The sequence below is a fragment of the Xanthomonas sp. DAR33341 genome (assembly GCF_003992815.1).
Taxonomy (GTDB): domain Bacteria; phylum Pseudomonadota; class Gammaproteobacteria; order Xanthomonadales; family Xanthomonadaceae; genus Xanthomonas; species Xanthomonas cissicola.
The window spans coordinates 17,855-35,808 of sequence record NZ_QEYV01000026.1 but is presented as its reverse complement, the minus strand read 5'-3'; the positions used below and the strand labels follow the sequence as shown (position 1 = coordinate 35,808).

Genomic DNA, 17,954 nt, shown 5'->3' with positions numbered 1-17,954 from the left:
TCGCAAATGAACGCCCAACCCGGCGCAATTTCGCGCAAAACAGTCTTTTAACCACAGCCTGAATGTTTGCGGCTAACCGCCTGTTAGGCACGAGTGAGTCAAACCGAAGCACCTCATTCAATGCATGAAAATGTGCGACCCGCCCCGCACTTTATGCCGCACGCTCAGGCACTTGGCGGGTCGTTTTCCCAGCCCCCGGAACTGAACAGTTTCCAACCCAGCACCACGCCCGCGAGCGCGCCGGCCACTTCCAGCACCACGCGCGAGCCCAGTTCGTTGGGGTCGTGGATCCTGGCCAGCGCCAGGCGCGCATACAGCGGCGATTCCAGTCGCACGATGCTGGTGTAAACGAGATGCCAGATGTCGTATCCGGCACCGATGGCCACGGCCAGCAGACACGCAATGCCCAGCGTGTGCCCATGGTTGAACTGCAGCCGCCGCCCGCCCCGCTCCACCGCCGCAAAGACCACCACGCCCAGGATGAGCGCAATCAGCCCGGCCTCCAGTGAACCGAGCAGGCCGAAATGCAGGGGCAAATTCATTGTGACGATCCAGGCAGCAGGCGCACCAGTCTAGCGGCTGCAGCGCCTGGATACGCGCGCCTCACGATGCAGGCGCCCTGAACGAACTGGAGGCTGCCATGCCGGTGGCAGCCGTGGCGACCTGCAGATGGCAGGCGATTGCCGGCATCCGGACGCTGTCGGGCGCTACTGTCGCGCATCGCAACCACAGGCAGGTCAGATGCGGCGGCCCGCACAATGGCTCAGGCGTCGTCCTGACCGCGCGCACTCACCTGCGCTTCGCCTTCTTCGTCCCAGCGCACGCTCACCGCAATCGGCTTGCAGCAGACCTGGCAATCTTCGATGTAATGCTGGTCGCCGCCCGTCAGATCCAGCGCCAGCGTGATCCACTCCCCGCAGTACGGGCAGGCGATATCGACAAAGCGTTCCGGGTCGGACATGGCGGTTCCTTGGATCTGTCGAGGCGAGTGACCGGACGTGGCGGGCGACGCCGGCCGGTGCTGCTGGCGGGCATCGGAGTGTACGACTGGCCCTGCGCTGATGCTTGCGCCGTTGCTGGTGAGGCGAGCGAGCGCCCGACGTCGACACGATGCACTGCATCCACACTAGCTGCTTGCGTGTCGCATCCACGCGTCTTGCAAGCGGCCAACCGATCGCGAGCAGCACCGGATCGATCAGCGACGAAGAGCGTGTTGCCTGACCGCTGTCAGTCCACCGGAACATCGTAGGCCGTCTCGGGCGTGGGTTCGGGACGAAACGTGAAATGCCACCATTCCATCGGATAGTTGGCAAATCCTTCGGCAGCCATCGCCTGCCGCAGGCGCTGGCGGTGCGCGCGTTGCGCTGCGCTGATGTCGGGCGCGTCGGTGTGCGCCCGCGCATCGAAGAAATCGAATCCTGTGCCCATGTCCACTGCACGGCACCCGGCCGGCCGGCACTCCAGCAAGCCCAGGTCCAGCGTCGCGCCACGGCTGTGCCCGGAGGTGGGCGCAATGTAATCGCCCAGCAGTGCGCGCTTGGCCACCCGCGGGTAGTACTGCGGCTTGGTCGCCTGATCCTGCAGATCCGCAGCCCAGGTGACGAACGCGTTCACCGACCGCACCGGCCGATAGCAATCGAACACCTGTAGCCGATAGCCGTCGGCCTTGAGCGTCTGCGCCACCCGTGCCAATGCGTCGGCAGCCGGCCGCAACAGGTAACACCGCGGCGCGTCATACCCCGGCACCACCCGTCCGGTGAAGTTGTTGCTGCTTGCATACCGCATGTCCAAGGCGATGTCCGGCGCAAGGGCGTGCACGTCCACAAGGCCGGCCTCTGCAGCGGTCCTTGCCGAGGACACATGCACCTCGCCGGCGACCAGTGCAAATGGCACCACGGCGCTCATCAGCAAAACGCCTTGCACAACACATTGCCGCCAGCAGCGCCCATTCCGAAACAGCAGGTTGTCCGTCATGTCCGTTCCCTTGCAAGATGCCGCGTTTGCGCGGCAGATCAAGCCGCGCGTCTTTCGCCACCGCCTACAGCATGGCGCGATCCCTGTGGGCCTAGCGGTTGTCGCCTTCAGTTGACTCAAGCGCCGGCCGCAGGCTGGAAGGTCTCGCGTGGTTGGTCAACGCAGACAGGATGCGCAGGTCTTCGGCATCCAGGGTGGTGGCGCTGTTGCCGCGATAGTGGTGGTGAAACGCCTGCAGGGTGGCGGCGGGATCGTCGATGCTGTAGCCGATCAGGGCAAGCGCCTGCCATGGGTCGAAATCTTCCGGGGCTGCGGGCGCGTCCGCAGCGGGCCAGCGGCCGAAACCGGCGTCGGCCAGGCGCTTCCAGGGGAAGAGCGGGCCAGGGTCGTTCTTGCGCGTCGGGGCCACGTCTTCGTGGCCAACGATCTGCGTGCGGGGGATACGCAGGCGTTGACACAGATCGTCCAGCAACACCAGCAGGCTGTCGATCTGCGCCGGCGCGAACGGCTCGCTGCCGTCGTTGTCCAGTTCGATGCCGATCGAGGCCGAATTGATGTCGGTGATGGTGCCCCAGCGACCGGCCCCGCCGTGCCAGGCGCGCTGCCCATCGCTGACCAATTGGTAGCGCTGCCCGTCTTCGCCGATCAGGTAGTGCGCACTGACGCGACCACCGCTGTTGCGGCCGCGCAGGGTACTCAGGCTTTGCCGGACTGAATGCTGGTCGGTGAAGTGCAACACGATCAGGATCGGTCGCCGCGTGTCGTAATTGGGCGATGGCACCCACTGCGCCAGCGGATTGCGCTGCGGTGCGTGCGCACAGGCACCCAGCGACAGCGCGACCAGGCAAACGGCAGTACGCAGCCAGGCCGGTGACGAGAGAGGACAGCTGGGCAGCATGGATTGCTCCTGGGAAGGCCGGACGACCTGCGCCGTCGCATTATCCGCCGAGTTGTGCTTGCGCGGCCGTCTGCAGGTGGGAGCGTCGGCAGCGCGGTGCCCTGCGCGCTGCCGTCGTCGGGCGTAGGCGGTGTCTCGCATCTTGGCAAGCATCGCCATTGCGGTGACGGCAGTAACGGCCACTCGCGCGTCCACGGCTGCGGCAAAGAGCCTCACTCACTTGCTGCACGCTCCGCTACCAACGCGCCCCCGAATGTCCATTGCCGGCAGTGGTCGCTACGCAGCCAGGACCTATGGATACGCCCTGCGCCGCATGCCACTATCGGCCTTGCCTCGCAGCTCGCCAGCGGCTGCCTTCCTCCTGAGCCCTGCATGCCACTGTCGCGCCACCTGCTGATGTTGCTGCTGATCGCGCTCGCCTTGCCCTACGGTGCCGCCCCCGCGCTTGCTGCCACGCCGGTTGCGCAAGCATCGCCCTTCGTCGTCAGCGATGCGCAGCTCACCCCGGAGTATTGGATCCGGCGCAGCCGCAACGCGCAGCTGCCGCGGATCAATCCCGCGCAGATCGCTGACGTCAATGCACGCCTGCTGCGCGACGATGCATCGATGCACGACATCGCGCAGCTTCCCCAGACACTGCCCGCAACCGATGTGAGAGCGCGTATCGACGCGTTATCGGCAATACCGACGCGTCCGCTGTACGACGCAGATGGGCGGCTTCTGGATACCGCACGCTTGGCGACATTGCGCAAGGCCTTGGCACTGGATGCGATACCCGCACAGGTGCCACTGCACTTTGCGCTGGTCGTCGCACGTGGAGCATTGCGGACCTTCCCCACCGCGCAGCGTGTGTTTACCAGTACCGACGACCGCGATATCGACCGCTTCCAGGAATCGGCGCTGTATCCCGGCACGCCGGTGGCGATCCTGCACAGCAGCGCCGATGGGGCGTGGAAGTTCGTGGTCGCCGCCAATTACGCTGCCTGGATCGCAAGCACGCAGCTTGCCGAAGGCAACCGCACCGAGGTGCTGAATTACGCACAACGCGGCCCGCGCCTGATCGTTACCGCAGCCCGCGCGCAGACCGCCTACACGCCCGAAAGTCCGGCGATTTCTGCACTGACGCTGGATATGGGCACCAGCCTGCCCTTGCTCGGCGACTGGTCGCCGCAGCAGCCAGTCAACGGACAGTTGCCGCTAGCGGCCTACGTGGTGCAACTGCCACTGCGCAGTGCAGATGGGCGTCTGCAGCTAGTGCCGGCATTGATGCCGCGCGGCGCCGATGTGCGCATCGGCGCCTTGCCCGCCACCGACGCCGCACTGCTCCGGCAGGCCTTCAAATTCCTTGGCGAACGCTATGGCTGGGGCAACGATTACGATGCGCGCGATTGCAGCGGCTTCGTGCTGGATGTCTATCGCAGCCTCGGCCTCGCACTGCCTCGCAATACCGGCGACCAGGCGCGCAGCACGGTGCTGCACAGTGTCGCGTTCGACGCTGGCGCACCGTTGGCGCAACGCCTGCAACAGCTCGCACAGCTGCAGGTTGGCGATCTGGTCTACATTCCAGGCCATGTGATGCTGGTGATCGGACATGCAGATGGTGCGCCATGGGTGATCCATGATGTGGCCGGGGCCAGTTACCGCGCGGCCGATGGCAGCGTGCAGCGCGCGCGTTTGAATGGTGTGTCGGTCACCCCATTGCTGCCCTTGCTCGCCAGCGATGGCACTGCATTCATCGACCACATCACCCGCATTCAAAGGGTTTTTCCAACGGGCACATTATGAAGATCACCGGCTTCCGGCTTGGCATGGTGCGCGTGCCCCTGAAAACACCGTTCAAGACGGCCGTGCGCACGGTGCAGGCAATCGAGGACGTGGTGGTGCTGTTGCAGACCGACAGCGGCCACATCGGGTATGGCGCCGCGTCCGCCACCGCACCCATCACCGGCGATACCCATGGCAGCATCGTTGCCGCGATCGAACACTGCATCGGCCCCAAGCTGATCGGACAGGACGTGGCCGATCTCAACCGGCTATGCGGGCTCGTTCAACACGCGCTCGAACGCAACACCAGCGCCAAGGCCGCGGTGGAAATCGCACTGTACGATCTGTGGGCGCAGGGTTTTGGTGCGCCGCTGTACCAGTTGCTCGGTGGCGGCACGCCGCGCGTCACGACCGACATCACCATCAGCGCCGATACCATCGACACCATGGTGGCGCAGGCGCAAGCGGCGCTCGCGCACGGCTATCGCGCGCTGAAGATCAAGGTCGGCAAGGACATCGAGTCGGATGTCGAACGCGTCACGGCAATTCATGCCGCAGTCGCTGGGCGCGCATCGCTGCGGCTGGATGCCAATCAAGGCTGGACGCCCAAACAAGCGGTGCGCACCATGCGTACGCTGGAAGATGGCGGCATCGCGCTGGAGCTGCTGGAGCAGCCGGTCAAGGCCGCCGACCTCGACGGGCTCGCCTTCGTCACCGCACGCATCGACACGCCGGTGATGGCCGACGAGAGCGTCTTCTCGCCCATGCAGGTGATCGCGCTGATTCAGCGTCGCGCCGCCGACATCATCAACATCAAACTGATGAAGACCGGCGGGCTGTCCAATGCCATCCGCATCGCCGACATCGCCGGGTTGTACGGGTTGCCATGCATGATCGGCTGCATGATCGAATCCAGCATCAGCGTGGCCGCCGCGGTGCATCTGGCGGTGGCCAAGGCCGACAGCATCACCCTGGCCGATCTGGATGCGCCCGCGCTTGGGCAGTTCGACCCCACCGAGGGCGGCGTGCGGTACGACGAGGCACAGATCCACATCGACGATTCGCCGGGACTGGGCATCCGCCGCATTCGTGGGCTGGAGCTGTTGCCGGCGTGAGAGCGGCCGACGCGGGCGGCGAACAGCCCCCAAGTGGAAGCAGACCGCGCTGTAACGTTGGTGTGACCAGCGTTGCTCGCCGATTCCGAGCAAGGGACGCGCCTGTCTGGTGCGCAGCACGCACATGCACCACGCAACAGCATTGCTGAGTACAGTAGCGACAACGCGGCGTCGGTCACGCACCACCGTAGCGCGCCGTTTCCAGACAACCGTGTCTCGCCTTTAGACTCATCCCGCTCGACCATTGCCCGGAGCCTGCATGCGCCTTGCCATCGTGTTTCGATCCTTTGTGCTGCTGGCGCTGACAAGCTGTAGCAGTCTTGCCATCGCGGCCAGCCCGATCGATGCGTTGAACCATGCACGCACGTTGATCGTGGTGACCACCGCAGACTGGGACAGCACCCAGGCGCGTCTGCGCACCTTCACCCGTGTGGATGGCAAATGGCAACCGGCTGCCCAGAGCTTCGCCGTCGCGCTCGGGCGGCATGGCAGTGCCTGGGGCGAGGGCCTGCATCCTGCGCAGATGCAAGGCCCGCAAAAGCGCGAAGGCGATGGCCGCAGCCCTGCCGGCGTCTTCGCCCTTGGCCCGGCGTTCGGCTATGCGTCGAAGATCGACAGCGCGATGCCGTACCAGGCGATGAGCGCTACCCATTACTGCATGGATGTGCCCAGCTCGCCGCTGTACAACCGCATCGTCGATGCCGCGCAAGTGGGCGAGGCGGCCGTTGCCGGCTCGACCGAGCCGATGCGCCTGGATCTGCGCCACGCAGGCGATGCGCGTTACAGCGAGGGCTTAGTCATCGCGCACAACCCCAGGGCCGTTCCCGGACGCGGCAGCTGCATCTTCGCGCACGTGTGGCGTACCCCGGGCCAGTTCACCGCCGGCTGCACCGCGATGGCGGCGGCCGACATGCAACGCTTGCTCGCCTGGCTGAAGCCGGACGATCACCCGCTGTTCGTGCTGTTGCCACGCGCCGAATACGCGCACCTGCACACTGCATGGCAATTGCCCGCACTGACCGGGGACGCGCCATGAGCACACCGCAGCCCGCGCCGGACGCGACAGGCTTGGTCCGCGTCGTCAGCCGATGGCAGATCGTCGGCCTGTCGATCAACGATGTCATCGGCAGCGGCATCTACCTGCTGCCTGCCGCAACCGCCGCGCTGCTCGGGCCGATGAGCCTGTGGGCCGTGATGCTGGCCGGCCTTGCAGTCGCCTTGCTGGTGCTGTGCTACGCGCAGGCGGGCAGCTACTTCGATACGCCGGGCGGCAGCTACCTCTACACGCGCGAAGCATTCGGCCCTTTCGTCGGTTTTCAGATTGGCTGGATGATCTGGCTCACGCGCATCAGTTCGGCGGCTGCCTTGAGCAATGGCCTGGCCGACGCAGTGGCGCGGTTCTGGCCCACCGCCGCCACCGATACCTGGGCGCGCTTGCTGGTCGTCGTCGGCTCGCTGGGCCTGCTCACCGCGATCAACGTGATCGGCGTGAAATCGGCCGCACGTACCGGCATCGCGCTGGTGATCGGCAAGCTGGTGCCGTTGTTGCTGTTCGTGGCGATCGGCCTGTTCTATGTCGATTGGTCATGGGCGTTTGCCGGCACCGCGCCCGATCTGCGCGACCTGGGCAATCTCGGTGAAGCGGCCTTGCTGCTGCTGTTCGCCTACGCAGGTTTCGAAAACATTCCCGCAGCCGCTGGCGAATACCGCAACCCGCGGCGCGATGTGCCATTTGCGTTGATCACCATGATCGTTACCGTCACCCTGATCTACGCAGCGGTGCAGGTGGTGGCGCAGGGCACCCTGCCCAACCTTGCGGCCTCGCCGACGCCGCTGGCAGATGCCGCAAGCCGATTCGGTGGCGAAGCGTTGGCACTGATCCTCACCGTGGGCGCCACCATTTCCATCCTCGGCACCACCAGCAACACCGTGATGCTCGGCCCGCGCTTTCTGTTTGCGCTTGCGCGCGATGGCTATGGCCCTGCGTTTCTGGCACGCGTGCATCCGCGCTTCCACACGCCCGCAGCGGCGGTTCTCACGCAGGGTGCGTTGTCGCTTGCATTGGCGTTGTCGGGATCGTTTACGCAGCTGGCATTGCTGTCGATGGTCACCCGCCTGTTCGCCTACATCGGCACCGCCGCGGCAGTGATCGTGCTGGCGCGCAGGTACCGGCAGCGCACCGACACGTTGCGCCTGCCCGGCGGACCGGCCATCCCCATCGCCGCCTTGGTGCTGTCGCTGGGCCTGCTGGCCAGCGCCAGCTGGCAGAATCTGGCCGCAGCAGGCGTGGCGCTTTTGGTCGGTTGGGTGTTTTATCTGTTTCCGCGCAAGCGGGTCGAAGGCGGCTGAGGGCACAACGAACTGCTGTTGAGCAGCCTTTGAAGCGGCATGCCCGCACCACACCATGTTTTGTGTAGGTTCCCGTGCATCGGACAGTGAGACGCTCCCCGCGCGGTGACCTGCGATTTCGCGGCATGCTCGCGCAGCGCTCACGCACGCCTAACCGCGTGCACTCAACGCTGCGCTTCTATCTGCATGGGAGCTTGCGATGAAACTTCGCCATGTCTACAGCACCGCCGATCTCGACAGCGCTCAGCGCGTGCTGCAGGCCGCGCGCAGTGCCGGCATCGACAACGATGCGCTGTCGTTGATCGCTCGCTCCGATATCGAGCTGCAGGACGTGCCAGACGAACGGAAGGACGTCAAAACCGACTTCCTCCCTGCTGCCGCGCGCGGCGCCGCCACCGGTGGTGCGGCTGGCCTGGTGGCTGGCCTGGTCGCCATTGCAGTACCCCCGATCGGGCTGACCTTGGCCGGCGCGGGCGTCATGGCACTGGCTGGCGCGCTGGTCGGTAGCTGGTCGTCGGCGTTGATCGGCGCCACGGTGCCCGATCCGGTACGCCGTCAGTTCGAAGAGCAAATCCAGGCCGGGCGCGTACTGGTGATTATCGATGCAGAGCAGCCGGCGCTGCAGGAGGCCGAGGCCGCCATGGTGGCTGCCGGTGCAACCCCGTTGCCGTATGAAGCGGCCTCGGCGACCACCTGAAGCGCCATCCAAGACCGCCCTCCATGCCGCGCAACGCTGTCGCGATCGCGCGTTGAAAAGCCTGGTCTACGCCGCCGTGTCGAACCTGCTGCGTTGATGTACTCCTCACCTGCCATGGCAATGAAATTAACGGCAAGCGACCTAGGGTAGTGCGCACATCCACCACGGAGACGCGCATGAACGTGCCGTATCAGATTCCGGGCCGGGCGCCGGACGAAGACCGCAGCCAGAACGTATCGACGTATTGGCGCGAACGCTTCACCGAAGAGCCGTATTACACCGAAGGCGATCGCTACGAAGACTACGAAGGTGCTTATCTCGCAGGTCATGAAGCGCGTATCCGCGACAACGCGCGCGCTTACGACCAGGTCGAAGCCGAGTTGCATCGCGATTGGGAAGCCAAGCGCGGCACCTCGTCGCTGAGTTGGAGCAAGGCGCGGCATGCAGTCAAGCGCGCCTGGGAAAACGCGGCCGATTTCGTCACTGGCGACGACACGCCTAAACGCTAGAAACGGCAACGCCACCGTCAAGGTGGCGTTGTTGCATCGCGCGATCTTTAGCGTATCAGTCCAGTACCGGCGGCACGTTGCGCGCACTACGCGATGCGTCACTGACCTCCATCGCATCGCGGGTATTCTTCTGTACCGCAACTGCACCAAACAGGCTCAGCGCATAGGCCATTGCGTAAAATCCTTTCTCGCTCAGCAACAGCGTGGCATTGATCAAGCCGATGGTCAGCAGCACCAACGCAACAATCAGCGAAAACCAGCAGATGGCATAGTACAAGCTGGTCACCGGAATTCCATCTGCGCGGTCGCGTACGCTTTTCTGCAACGAGACAGAGGCGAACAAACCGAACAACAATAGCGTGAAGTAGTAGCCTTTCTCGTTGAGCAACATCTGGGCATTCCACAAACCCACCAGATACGCCGCACCGCCCAGCAATAATGCGGCCCAGGATGCGGCGACAAAAGCAGGCGAGGTTTTTTGCGTGGCCATGGAAACTCCTTTTCATGGTGGAACGATGCACGACATACGACGATGTGAGACGCGGGCGTCTTGCAGACAGTGATCTGCAACAAGGGCGACCCCGGCGACGTCGTGTAAGGTACTTGAAAACCCGACGCGGGACACGTTGCGGGAGGGCTGCAGCGTACCGTGCCCATCCCCAGGAGGACCCCATGTCTGTCCGTCGTCTGCTTGCCCTGGCCTGCTCGGCCAGCCTGTTCACTGCCGGCACTGCAGTTGCCGCGCCCGCAGCCGCCCCCGCGGCCTCCATCCCCAAAGCACAGTGGCCATTTCAGGCCACCACGGTCGCCGATTTCGACGAACCCTGGGCAATGACCTTCCTGCCCGATGGCAGCTTGCTGGTCAGCGAAAAGCGCGGCGCCTTGATGCGCCTGGACACTAAGACCAAACGCAAGAGCGCCGTCACCGGAGTGCCGACGGTTGCCTACGGTGGTCAAGGCGGTTTCGGCGATGTTCTGGCGCATCCGCGCTTCGCCAAGAACGGGCTGGTCTACCTGAGTTATGCCGAGCCGGGCGAAGGCGACACGCGCGGCGCTGCGGTGGCGCGCGCCAAGCTCACGCTGGATGCAACCGGCGGCGGCACGCTCTCGGACCTGAAAGTGATCTGGCGCCAGGACCCCAAAGTCACCGGCAATGGTCATTTCGGGCATCGGCTCGCGTTCGGGCCCGATGGCAAGCTGTGGATCAGCTCCAGCGAACGGCAGAAGTTCACTCCTGCCCAGGACATGAAAGCCAACCTCGGCAAACTGATCCGGCTCAACGACGACGGCAGCGTGCCGGCCGACAACCCGTTCGTTGCGCAAGGCGGCGTTGCTGCGCAGGTGTGGTCGTTGGGCCATCGCAATATTCTTGGCCTGGCCTTCGACAGCAAGGGCCGCCTGTGGGAACACGAAATGGGTCCGCTCGGCGGTGATGAGTTGAACCTGATCCAGCGTGGCGCCAACTACGGCTACCCGATCGTCTCCAACGGCGACAACTATGACGGCACGCCGATCCCCGATCACAACACGCGCCCGGAGTTCGCCGCGCCCAAGATCAGCTGGACGCCGGTGATTTCGCCGGCAGGTTTTGTGATCTATAGCGGCAAGCAGTTCCCGACATGGCGCGGGAATGGCTTTATCGGTGGGCTGTCGTCGATGGCGCTGGTGCAGGTGTCGCTGGGTGACCAGCCGCGCGAAGTGGCCCGTTACGACATGGGCGCACGCATCCGCGAAGTGGAGCAAGGCCCGGACGGCGCGCTCTGGCTACTGGAAGACGAAGCCAGTGGCAGTACCGGGCGTCTGCTGAACTCACGCCCAAGAGCAAGGCCGCGGTCGAAAACGACGCCTGATCGATTCCGCAGCATAAGCCGGTGCATCCGATGCGCTGCACCGGCAAGGGCGATGGCGACATTGGACAGTCGTCATCGCGTTTGACCACGACGTCAGCGGGCGCTTCGTGCTGTAGCCAAGTGTGCCAAGCGCGCTTCTATCAGCGTTCCAGCAGCTCGAAGGTGACTGCCTCGCCGCTCTTGGCCGACGCGCACACCCATACATCGAACAGACCGGGCTCCGCACCGAAGACGCCCTTGTGGTTGGTGAATGCCAGCGCATCGCGCTCCAGCGTGAACACCACGTCCCGGCTCTCGCCGGGCTGCAGCAATACCTTGCGAAACCCCTTGAGTTCGCGCACCGGACGCACGCGACTGGCCACGCGATCGTGCACATACAACTGCACCACTTCCTCGCCGGCGACCTTGCCGGTGTTGCTGACGCGCGTGGTGATGGTCAGCGCCTCATCCCAGCCGAGTTGCGCCGCGCTCAACTGCGGCTGCGCATACGCAAACGTGGTGTAGCTCAAGCCATGCCCGAACGGATACAACGGCTCGTTTGGCATCTCGCGCCAACGCGCCTTGTACTCGGACAGGGTCGGCAATTCCGGGCGCCCGGTGCGCAGATGGTTATAGAAATAAGGTTGCTGCCCGGTCGCCTGCGGGAAGCTGATCGGCAGACGCGCCGACGGGTTGTAGTCGCCGAACAACACATCGGCCACACCGGTACCGGTCTGCGTGCCCAGGTACCAGGTCACGGCAATCGCGTCGGCATCGCGCACCGCGCCACCCAAGGCCAGCGCGCGACCATTGCGCAACAACACCACCATCGGGGTGCCGGTCGCTGCAATCGCTTCAGCCAGTGCCTGTTGCGCCGGCGGCAAGGTGATCTCGGTGCGCGATTGCGCCTCGCCACTGAAACGCTGCGGCTCGCCCAACGCCAGCACCACCACATCGGCCGCCTGCGCCGCATCGATCGCAGCGGAAATGCCACCCGGCAGCGCCTCTTCCAGTCCGCAGCCCGCCACCACGCTCAGATCTTCGGTGCCGACCACCGCACGCACGCCCTGCTCCAGGGTCACGTAGCGTTCCTTGTCGCCGAACAGGGTCCAGCAGCCCTCGATGTTTTCGCGGTCCTGCACGAACGGGCCGATCAACGCGATGCGCTGGCCGCTCTTCTTCAGCGGCAACACGCCGCCTTCGTTTTTCAACAGCACGATCGAACGCCGCGCCGCGTCGCGCGACAGCGCATCGTGCGCCGGCAGATGCGTGGTGTCGGCTTCGCGCGCCGGGTCCAGCGAGCGATACGGATTGTCGAACAGCCCGATCGCTTCTTTGAGCTGCAGGATGCGCCGCACGCTGGCATCCAACGTGGCCATCGGCACCTCGCCGCTTTCCACCAGCGACGGCAGATGCGCGGCATAAAAGCCGCTTTGCATGCTCAGGTCCAACCCGGCCAGGAAGGCCTTCTTGGTCGCGTCGCGCTCGTCGGCGGCATAGCCATGGGCGATCAATTCCATGTCGGCGGTGTAATCGGAAATCACCACGCCGGGGAACTGCCATTCCCCGCGCAGGATCTCGGTCAGCAACTCATGGTTGGCGCTGGCCGGTACGCCGTTGATGTCGTTGAAGGACGACATCACGGTCAATGCGCCGGCATCGAAGGCGGCCTTGAACGGCGGCAAATGCACATCGCGCAGCGTCTGCGGCGCAATGTCGACGGTGTTGTATTCCATGCCTGCCGCCACTGCGCCATAGGCGGCGAAATGCTTGGGCGTGGCCAGCAGGCAATCGTGGGCGGTCAGGTCGCTGCCCTGGAACCCGCGCACACGGGCAGCGGCAAAGGCCGCGCCCAGCATCACGTCTTCGCCGGCACCCTCGGCGCCACGGCCCCAGCGCTGGTCGCGCGCGATGTCCACGGCCGGCGCGTAGGTCCAGTGCAGGCCGGCAGCGGTGGCCTCGATCGCGGTGGCGCGCGCGGTGCGCTCGGCCAACGCCGGCTCGAAACTGGCCGCCTCGCCCAGCGGGATCGGGAACACCGTGCGCATGCCGTGGATCACGTCGGCGGCCAGGATCACCGGGATCCCCAGGCGACTCTCTTCCACGGCGACTTTCTGGATCTGCACGCCCAGCGCGGCGCCCACGCCATTGAACAGCGAGCCGACCCGACCCAAGCGCACCTGCTGCAACACCTCGTCGGCATTGAGCACGTTGGCCTCGGGATTCACGTCCGGCGCGAACGGCCGCACCATGTCGGCGAACACACCCAACTGTCCGACCTTCTCTTCGACGGTCATCCGGGCAATCAGGGTTTCGATGCGATCAGCAGCCATGAGATCCTTGAGAAAACGTTTACATGGCCGTCAATTCTAGCCTGACGCGCCTGCGGGGAGGCAAGTTTTGAAGGCCGGGATTCGAGATTGGGGATTTGTAGAGGCCGGTTGCACGGCATGTTGCCCGCCGGAGCGGCAGCGGCGCAGCGCCTGGGCCGCCGCAACCGTCGATATTCCGGGATCCAAGCATGCAGCGATAAGCCAGCCAGGCGAGCGGTTCGCGACAATCAGGCGGCGCGTTCCCGCTCGATGATCACGCCCACCGCCTGCGCGCCGCGCACTGCCCCCGGCTTGCTCAGCTTCAACCGCAGCCAGTGCACGCCGAATTCGTCCAGCACGAGCCCCGCGCAGCGCTCGGCCAGCGTCTCCACCAGCCCGAAGTCCGAGGCTTGCACGAACTCGATCAGGCGCTTGCTCACCGCCTTGTAGTTCAGCGTGTCGGCGATGTCGTCGCTGGCCGCCGGAATGCGGTTGTCAAAGCCCATTTCCAGATCGAACCGCAAGGTCTGCCGGATACGCCGTTCCCAATCGTAGATGCCGATCAGCGCATCGATGTCGAGACCTTCAATAAACACTTTATCCATGGGGAATCGGGAGTCGGGAATAGGGAATTGGTAGGAGCAAAGACAACAGCGCACGTACGGATAGGATCGGAGTAGAGTTCTTCACTCTTCACTCTTCACTCTTCACTATTCCCGATTCCCCACTCCCGATTCCTGCGCCGCCAGTGGCGGCAGCGCCGCCATATCCCACCGCGGCGTCACATGCACCGCCGCATCCGCATGCTCACCGGCCTGCAGCCGCAGCGCGCCGGCGAAGGCGATCATCGCGCCGTTGTCGGTGCACAAGGCCGGGCGCGGGAAGCAGACCCGGCCGCCGCGGCGCTGGGCAGCCTCTTGCAGGCGCGCGCGCAGGCGCTTGTTTGCGCCCACGCCGCCGGCCACCACCAGGGTGTCGCAGCCGGCCGCGTCCAGCGCGCGCAGGCACTTGATGGCCAGGGTGTCCACCACCGCGTCTTCGAAGCCGCGCGCGATGTCCGCCCGGGTGGTGTCGGACTGGTCGCTGGACCGCCAGGCCAGCAGCACCTGGGTCTTGAGCCCACTGAAACTGAAATCCAGGCCGGGCCGGTCGGTCATCGGCCGCGCGAACTTATAGCGCCCCGGCGTGCCGGTTTCGGCCAAGGCGGCCAGCTGCGGGCCGCCCGGGTACGGCAGGCCCATCATCTTGGCGGTCTTGTCGAAGGCTTCGCCGGCCGCATCGTCCAGCGTCTCGCCCAGCACTTGGTAGCTGCCCAGCGCCTTCACCGACACCAGTTGGGTATGCCCGCCGGATACCAGCAAGGCCACGAACGGCGCCTGCGGCGGGTCGTCTTCCATCAACGGCGCCAGCAAGTGGCCTTCCATATGGTGCACGCCGATCGCCGGCACATCCAATGCCCAGGCCAGCGAGCGCGCCACGCCGGCACCGACCAGCAATGCGCCGACCAGCCCCGGCCCCGCGGTGTAGGCCACACCATCCAGTTCGTCGATGCGCAGCCCGGCCTCGCCCAGGGTCTGGCGGATCAGCGGCAGCAGCTTGCGCACATGGTCGCGGCTGGCAAGCTCCGGTACCACGCCGCCGTATTCGGCATGCAGCGCGATCTGGCTGTAGACCGCATGCGCGCGTAGCGCTGGCACGCCGGATAATTCGGTGTCGTAGACCGCTACGCCGGTCTCATCGCACGATGATTCGATCCCAAGAACTTTCACGGCAGCTCGGCATGGGGAGATGCAACTATTTTCGCAGCTTTTGTGCTGCGCAGATCGGCCGATGGCAAGATGCTGCATCGCCCTACCGTGCCGGCCGCATATGGCCCAGGCGCATGCTTTATTCGCGTCGCGGCTGCAAATTCTGCCAGGGGCTTGCAGGTCGTCGGCAAGTCGTTATAATGCGCGGCTCGCCGGGGCAACCCGGAAATTCCGTCACGCGAGTCCGCTCGCACCCGCCCGGGGCTCCCGGACGGAAATCCCATTTCTGGAGAACACATGCCCAGCGTTAAAGTCCGCGAGAACGAGCCCTTCGAATTTGCGCTCCGTCGTTTCAAGCGCACCTGCGAAAAGGCCGGCGTGCTGGCCGAAACCCGCAAGCGCGAGTTCTATGAAAAGCCGACCCAGGAGCGTAAGCGTAAGGCTGCCGCTGCCGTGAAGCGTCAGCTGCGTCGTTCCTCGCGCGACGTCACCAAGCGTCAGCGCTTGTACTGATCGAATGCGGTTCCTTGCCGATGGGTCTGCGCTGAAGGCGCGACCTATCGGGAGCGAACCCAAGAGCCGGCACGCGCAAGCGTCGCCGGCTTTTTGTATTGGTCCGCTACACGGCATTGCACTGGAGACATTAAGCAATCCGCGCGACGCGCGAGGCGCTGCAAGGCATCTCTCCACGCACGCCCTGCCCCCCGTTCGGCCGAGGTACCCAGCCCGCTTAGGCGCCTTGTCCACCACTCGATACCTACACTCAGGAGTTACCGCATGTCCATGAAGCAGCAGCTCACCGATGACATGAAGGCCGCCATGAAGTCCGGCGACAAGCACAGCCTGGGCGTGATCCGGCTGATCAACGCCGCCATCAAGCAGAAGGAAGTGGACGAGCGCATCGAGATGGACGATGCCGCCGTGATCGCCGTGCTGGACAAGATGGTCAAGCAGCGCAAGGACTCGGTCACCCAGTTCGAAGCCGCCGCGCGCGATGACCTGGCGCAGATCGAGCGCGAGGAGATCGTGGTGATCGAGCGCTATCTGCCGGCCAAGATGGGCGAAGCCGAGATCGTGGCTGCCATCCGGGCCGCGATCTCCGAGACCGGGGCAAGCAGCCCGGCGGATATCGGCAAGCTGATGGGCGCACTCAAGCCCAAGCTGGCCGGTCAGGCCGACATGGGCCTGGTCTCGACTTTGGTCAAGCAGCAGCTGGCAGGCTGATCGATCGCCGCAGCGCCCTGTGCCACGGCCACGGCCAGGGCACTGCGGCGAGTGCGGCGAGTGCGGCACTGCCTGCCGCACCACCGAGCGGCTTTTCCAGTGGAAGGCGGACCTCTTAACGCGCAGTGATGTTGCAAGACGCCGCTGGAGCGCCAAGGCCGTTGTACATCTGCGACACGCAACGCATCGGGCAGGGCGCGCGCCCTCGTTCAAACGCGCATGGCCCAGCATGCGGCCGAAGCGCTCTGCACAGTCTGCGTCCCGGTCGTCGCGTGGACTCCGGCAGTGCCAAGCACGCGGCCCTACAGGTGCACCGGCGACTGGCGCACATTGAACGCGCTGACAGACACGCCGCGCGCGTTGCTCACGACGCGCAACAGACTGCGCATATCAGGTGCGCCGCCTGCTGCTTAGCCCGCAACACGTGCGCGCTTTCACCCGTCCTTCGATCCGGCCCTGCTAGAACGGGTACGCCAGCGCAGGCATGGGCAAGGTCTTTCCGCATACCGTCTTTGCCCTGACGTCGCCTCCGCGCCAACGGTATGCGCCAAGGATCCTCCCACCGGTGACGACGCTTTCCTCCGCCTATCTGCACAAGCATCTGAGCCGTCTGCAGCGGAGCGTGCCGATGGCGCTGCTGAACCGCTTCATCGAGATCGACGTGATGACGCAGGCGGCGTCGTTGTCGTTCTACGCGCTGCTGTCGCTGGCCCCGTTGCTGGTGCTGCTGTTGTGGCTGACTGCCTCGCTCTATCCGCCAGCGCAGGAAGCATTGGTGCAGCAAATCGGGCAATTGGCCGGCGGCAGCGCGGCCGAAGTCGCGCAGACCGTCATTCGCAATGCAACCGATCAACCTGGCGTTGGCTCGCTGGCCGGGGTATGGAGCACGCTACTGCTGTTCATCGGCGCCACGGCGGTGTTTGCGCAGTTGCAGAACGCCTTGAACCTGATCTTCCGCACCGACAAGCAACGCCTGGACGGCTTGATGGCTTGGCTGCAGAAGCGGGTGTTCTCGTTCGGGGTGATCCTGGCGTTGGGCTTCTTGCTGATCGTGTCGATGATTGCCACCACCGCACTGCAGGTGGTCTTTGCGCGCCTGCCCTCGGTCCTGCCGGCAGTCGGCTACGTGACCACGCTGGCCCTGTACTCGCTGGCGTTCGCGTTCCTTTATCGCTACCTGCCCGATCGCACCGTCGACTGGCGCCAGGCGTTCCTGGGCGGCGTCATCACCGCGGTGTTGTTCGCGCTGGGCCGCTACGCCATCGGCGTGTACATCGCCACCGCAGCGCCGGGCAGCGCCTACGGTTCGATGGGGACATTGGTCATCCTGCTGGTGTGGATGTACTACGCCTCGGTGGTGTTCTTCGTCGGCGCCTTGATCACCGCGGTGATCGACGAGCGGGTGCGCTCGCATCGCAAGCTGCGCGAGGCGGGCGTGGATCCGGAACATCCGCCGGTGATCGTGCCGCCTGCCGATGCAGCGCCTGCATCTTCAGCATCGGAGTCGCACGCGCTGCCACGCGGCTGAGGACTCT

The 17,954-nt window shown here is 65.1% G+C and carries 17 protein-coding genes and 1 pseudogene; 10 read left to right on the top strand and 8 right to left on the bottom strand.

Going from position 1 to position 17,954, the window contains the following annotated elements; translation table 11 throughout:
- Nucleotides 1-164: 164 nt before the first annotated feature.
- The 4 genes from EO156_RS11410 to EO156_RS11395 all read right to left on the bottom strand — a co-directional run bounded on the left by EO156_RS11410 (nucleotide 165) and on the right by EO156_RS11395 (nucleotide 2,872).
- Nucleotides 165-542, bottom strand: a complete 378-nt coding sequence (locus tag EO156_RS11410; protein WP_005911463.1) for a hypothetical protein — start codon at nucleotides 540-542, stop codon at nucleotides 165-167.
- 221 nt (nucleotides 543-763) lie between these two features.
- Nucleotides 764-961 (bottom strand): CPXCG motif-containing cysteine-rich protein, encoded by a 198-nt coding sequence (locus tag EO156_RS11405; RefSeq protein ID WP_003484563.1) that lies wholly within the window; start codon nucleotides 959-961, stop codon nucleotides 764-766.
- A 266-nt stretch (nucleotides 962-1,227) separates the two neighbouring features.
- A complete protein-coding gene (locus EO156_RS11400) occupies nucleotides 1,228-1,974 on the bottom strand; it encodes a M15 family metallopeptidase (RefSeq protein ID WP_005927046.1) in 747 nt (248 codons plus the stop codon).
- 91 nt (nucleotides 1,975-2,065) lie between these two features.
- A complete protein-coding gene (locus EO156_RS11395) occupies nucleotides 2,066-2,872 on the bottom strand; it encodes an N-acetylmuramoyl-L-alanine amidase (protein ID WP_016850303.1) in 807 nt (268 codons plus the stop codon).
- 372 nt (nucleotides 2,873-3,244) lie between these two features.
- Here EO156_RS11395 and EO156_RS11390 point away from each other — a divergent pair, with 372 nt between their 5' ends.
- The 6 genes from EO156_RS11390 (at nucleotide 3,245) to EO156_RS11365 (ending at nucleotide 9,306) form a co-directional block, all read left to right on the top strand.
- On the top strand, nucleotides 3,245-4,657 hold the full coding sequence (locus EO156_RS11390; protein WP_016850304.1) for an SH3 domain-containing protein: 1,413 nt from the start codon (nucleotides 3,245-3,247) through the stop codon (nucleotides 4,655-4,657).
- Nucleotides 4,654-5,751, top strand: a complete 1,098-nt coding sequence (locus EO156_RS11385; protein WP_016850305.1) for a dipeptide epimerase — start codon at nucleotides 4,654-4,656, stop codon at nucleotides 5,749-5,751. The genes EO156_RS11390 and EO156_RS11385 overlap by 4 nt, the downstream gene beginning before the upstream one ends.
- A 259-nt stretch (nucleotides 5,752-6,010) precedes the next feature.
- Nucleotides 6,011-6,787: a L,D-transpeptidase family protein gene (locus EO156_RS11380; protein WP_016850306.1), complete on the top strand. Its 777-nt coding sequence runs from the start codon at nucleotides 6,011-6,013 to the stop codon at nucleotides 6,785-6,787.
- Entirely contained in the window at nucleotides 6,784-8,100 is a 1,317-nt protein-coding gene (locus EO156_RS11375) for an amino acid permease (protein WP_003484581.1), read from the top strand. Before EO156_RS11380 ends, EO156_RS11375 begins: the two co-directional genes overlap by 4 nt.
- Before the next feature lie 199 nt (nucleotides 8,101-8,299).
- Nucleotides 8,300-8,797 carry a hypothetical protein gene (locus tag EO156_RS11370; RefSeq protein ID WP_005911476.1) on the top strand — a complete coding sequence of 166 codons (498 nt, stop codon included), beginning with the start codon at nucleotides 8,300-8,302 and terminating at the stop codon, nucleotides 8,795-8,797.
- Nucleotides 8,798-8,973: 176 nt separating this feature from the next.
- Complete coding sequence (locus EO156_RS11365; protein WP_005911477.1) at nucleotides 8,974-9,306, top strand: hypothetical protein; 333 nt, start codon at nucleotides 8,974-8,976, stop codon at nucleotides 9,304-9,306.
- Between the two features lie 55 nt (nucleotides 9,307-9,361).
- Here EO156_RS11365 and yiaA read toward each other — a convergent pair whose 3' ends face one another.
- Complete coding sequence (gene yiaA, locus EO156_RS11360; RefSeq protein ID WP_016850307.1) at nucleotides 9,362-9,796, bottom strand: inner membrane protein YiaA; 435 nt, start codon at nucleotides 9,794-9,796, stop codon at nucleotides 9,362-9,364.
- Nucleotides 9,797-9,978: 182 nt separating this feature from the next.
- On the opposite strand from yiaA, the pseudogene EO156_RS11355 reads away from it, so the two are divergent.
- Nucleotides 9,979-11,156: pseudogene (locus EO156_RS11355) on the top strand (PQQ-dependent sugar dehydrogenase).
- A gap of 140 nt (nucleotides 11,157-11,296) precedes the next feature.
- On the opposite strand, the gene EO156_RS11350 reads toward EO156_RS11355, so the two are convergent.
- The 3 genes from EO156_RS11350 to tsaD all read right to left on the bottom strand — a co-directional run bounded on the left by EO156_RS11350 (nucleotide 11,297) and on the right by tsaD (nucleotide 15,216).
- Nucleotides 11,297-13,468 (bottom strand): glycoside hydrolase family 3 N-terminal domain-containing protein, encoded by a 2,172-nt coding sequence (locus tag EO156_RS11350; protein ID WP_029829557.1) that lies wholly within the window; start codon nucleotides 13,466-13,468, stop codon nucleotides 11,297-11,299.
- A 227-nt stretch (nucleotides 13,469-13,695) separates the two neighbouring features.
- Nucleotides 13,696-14,052, bottom strand: coding sequence for a dihydroneopterin aldolase (gene folB, locus EO156_RS11345; RefSeq protein ID WP_005927009.1), 357 nt, complete (start codon nucleotides 14,050-14,052; stop codon nucleotides 13,696-13,698).
- A gap of 105 nt (nucleotides 14,053-14,157) precedes the next feature.
- Nucleotides 14,158-15,216: a tRNA (adenosine(37)-N6)-threonylcarbamoyltransferase complex transferase subunit TsaD gene (gene tsaD, locus EO156_RS11340; RefSeq protein ID WP_003484605.1), complete on the bottom strand. Its 1,059-nt coding sequence runs from the start codon at nucleotides 15,214-15,216 to the stop codon at nucleotides 14,158-14,160.
- 276 nt (nucleotides 15,217-15,492) lie between these two features.
- Here tsaD and rpsU point away from each other — a divergent pair, with 276 nt between their 5' ends.
- The 3 genes from rpsU (at nucleotide 15,493) to EO156_RS11320 (ending at nucleotide 17,947) form a co-directional block, all read left to right on the top strand.
- Nucleotides 15,493-15,708 carry a 30S ribosomal protein S21 gene (rpsU, locus tag EO156_RS11335; protein ID WP_002808376.1) on the top strand — a complete coding sequence of 72 codons (216 nt, stop codon included), beginning with the start codon at nucleotides 15,493-15,495 and terminating at the stop codon, nucleotides 15,706-15,708.
- A gap of 264 nt (nucleotides 15,709-15,972) precedes the next feature.
- Nucleotides 15,973-16,419 carry a GatB/YqeY domain-containing protein gene (locus tag EO156_RS11330; RefSeq protein WP_005911504.1) on the top strand — a complete coding sequence of 149 codons (447 nt, stop codon included), beginning with the start codon at nucleotides 15,973-15,975 and terminating at the stop codon, nucleotides 16,417-16,419.
- 484 nt (nucleotides 16,420-16,903) lie between these two features.
- Nucleotides 16,904-17,947, top strand: a complete 1,044-nt coding sequence (locus tag EO156_RS11320) for a YihY/virulence factor BrkB family protein (RefSeq protein ID WP_016850739.1) — start codon at nucleotides 16,904-16,906, stop codon at nucleotides 17,945-17,947.
- Nucleotides 17,948-17,954: the final 7 nt, after the last annotated feature.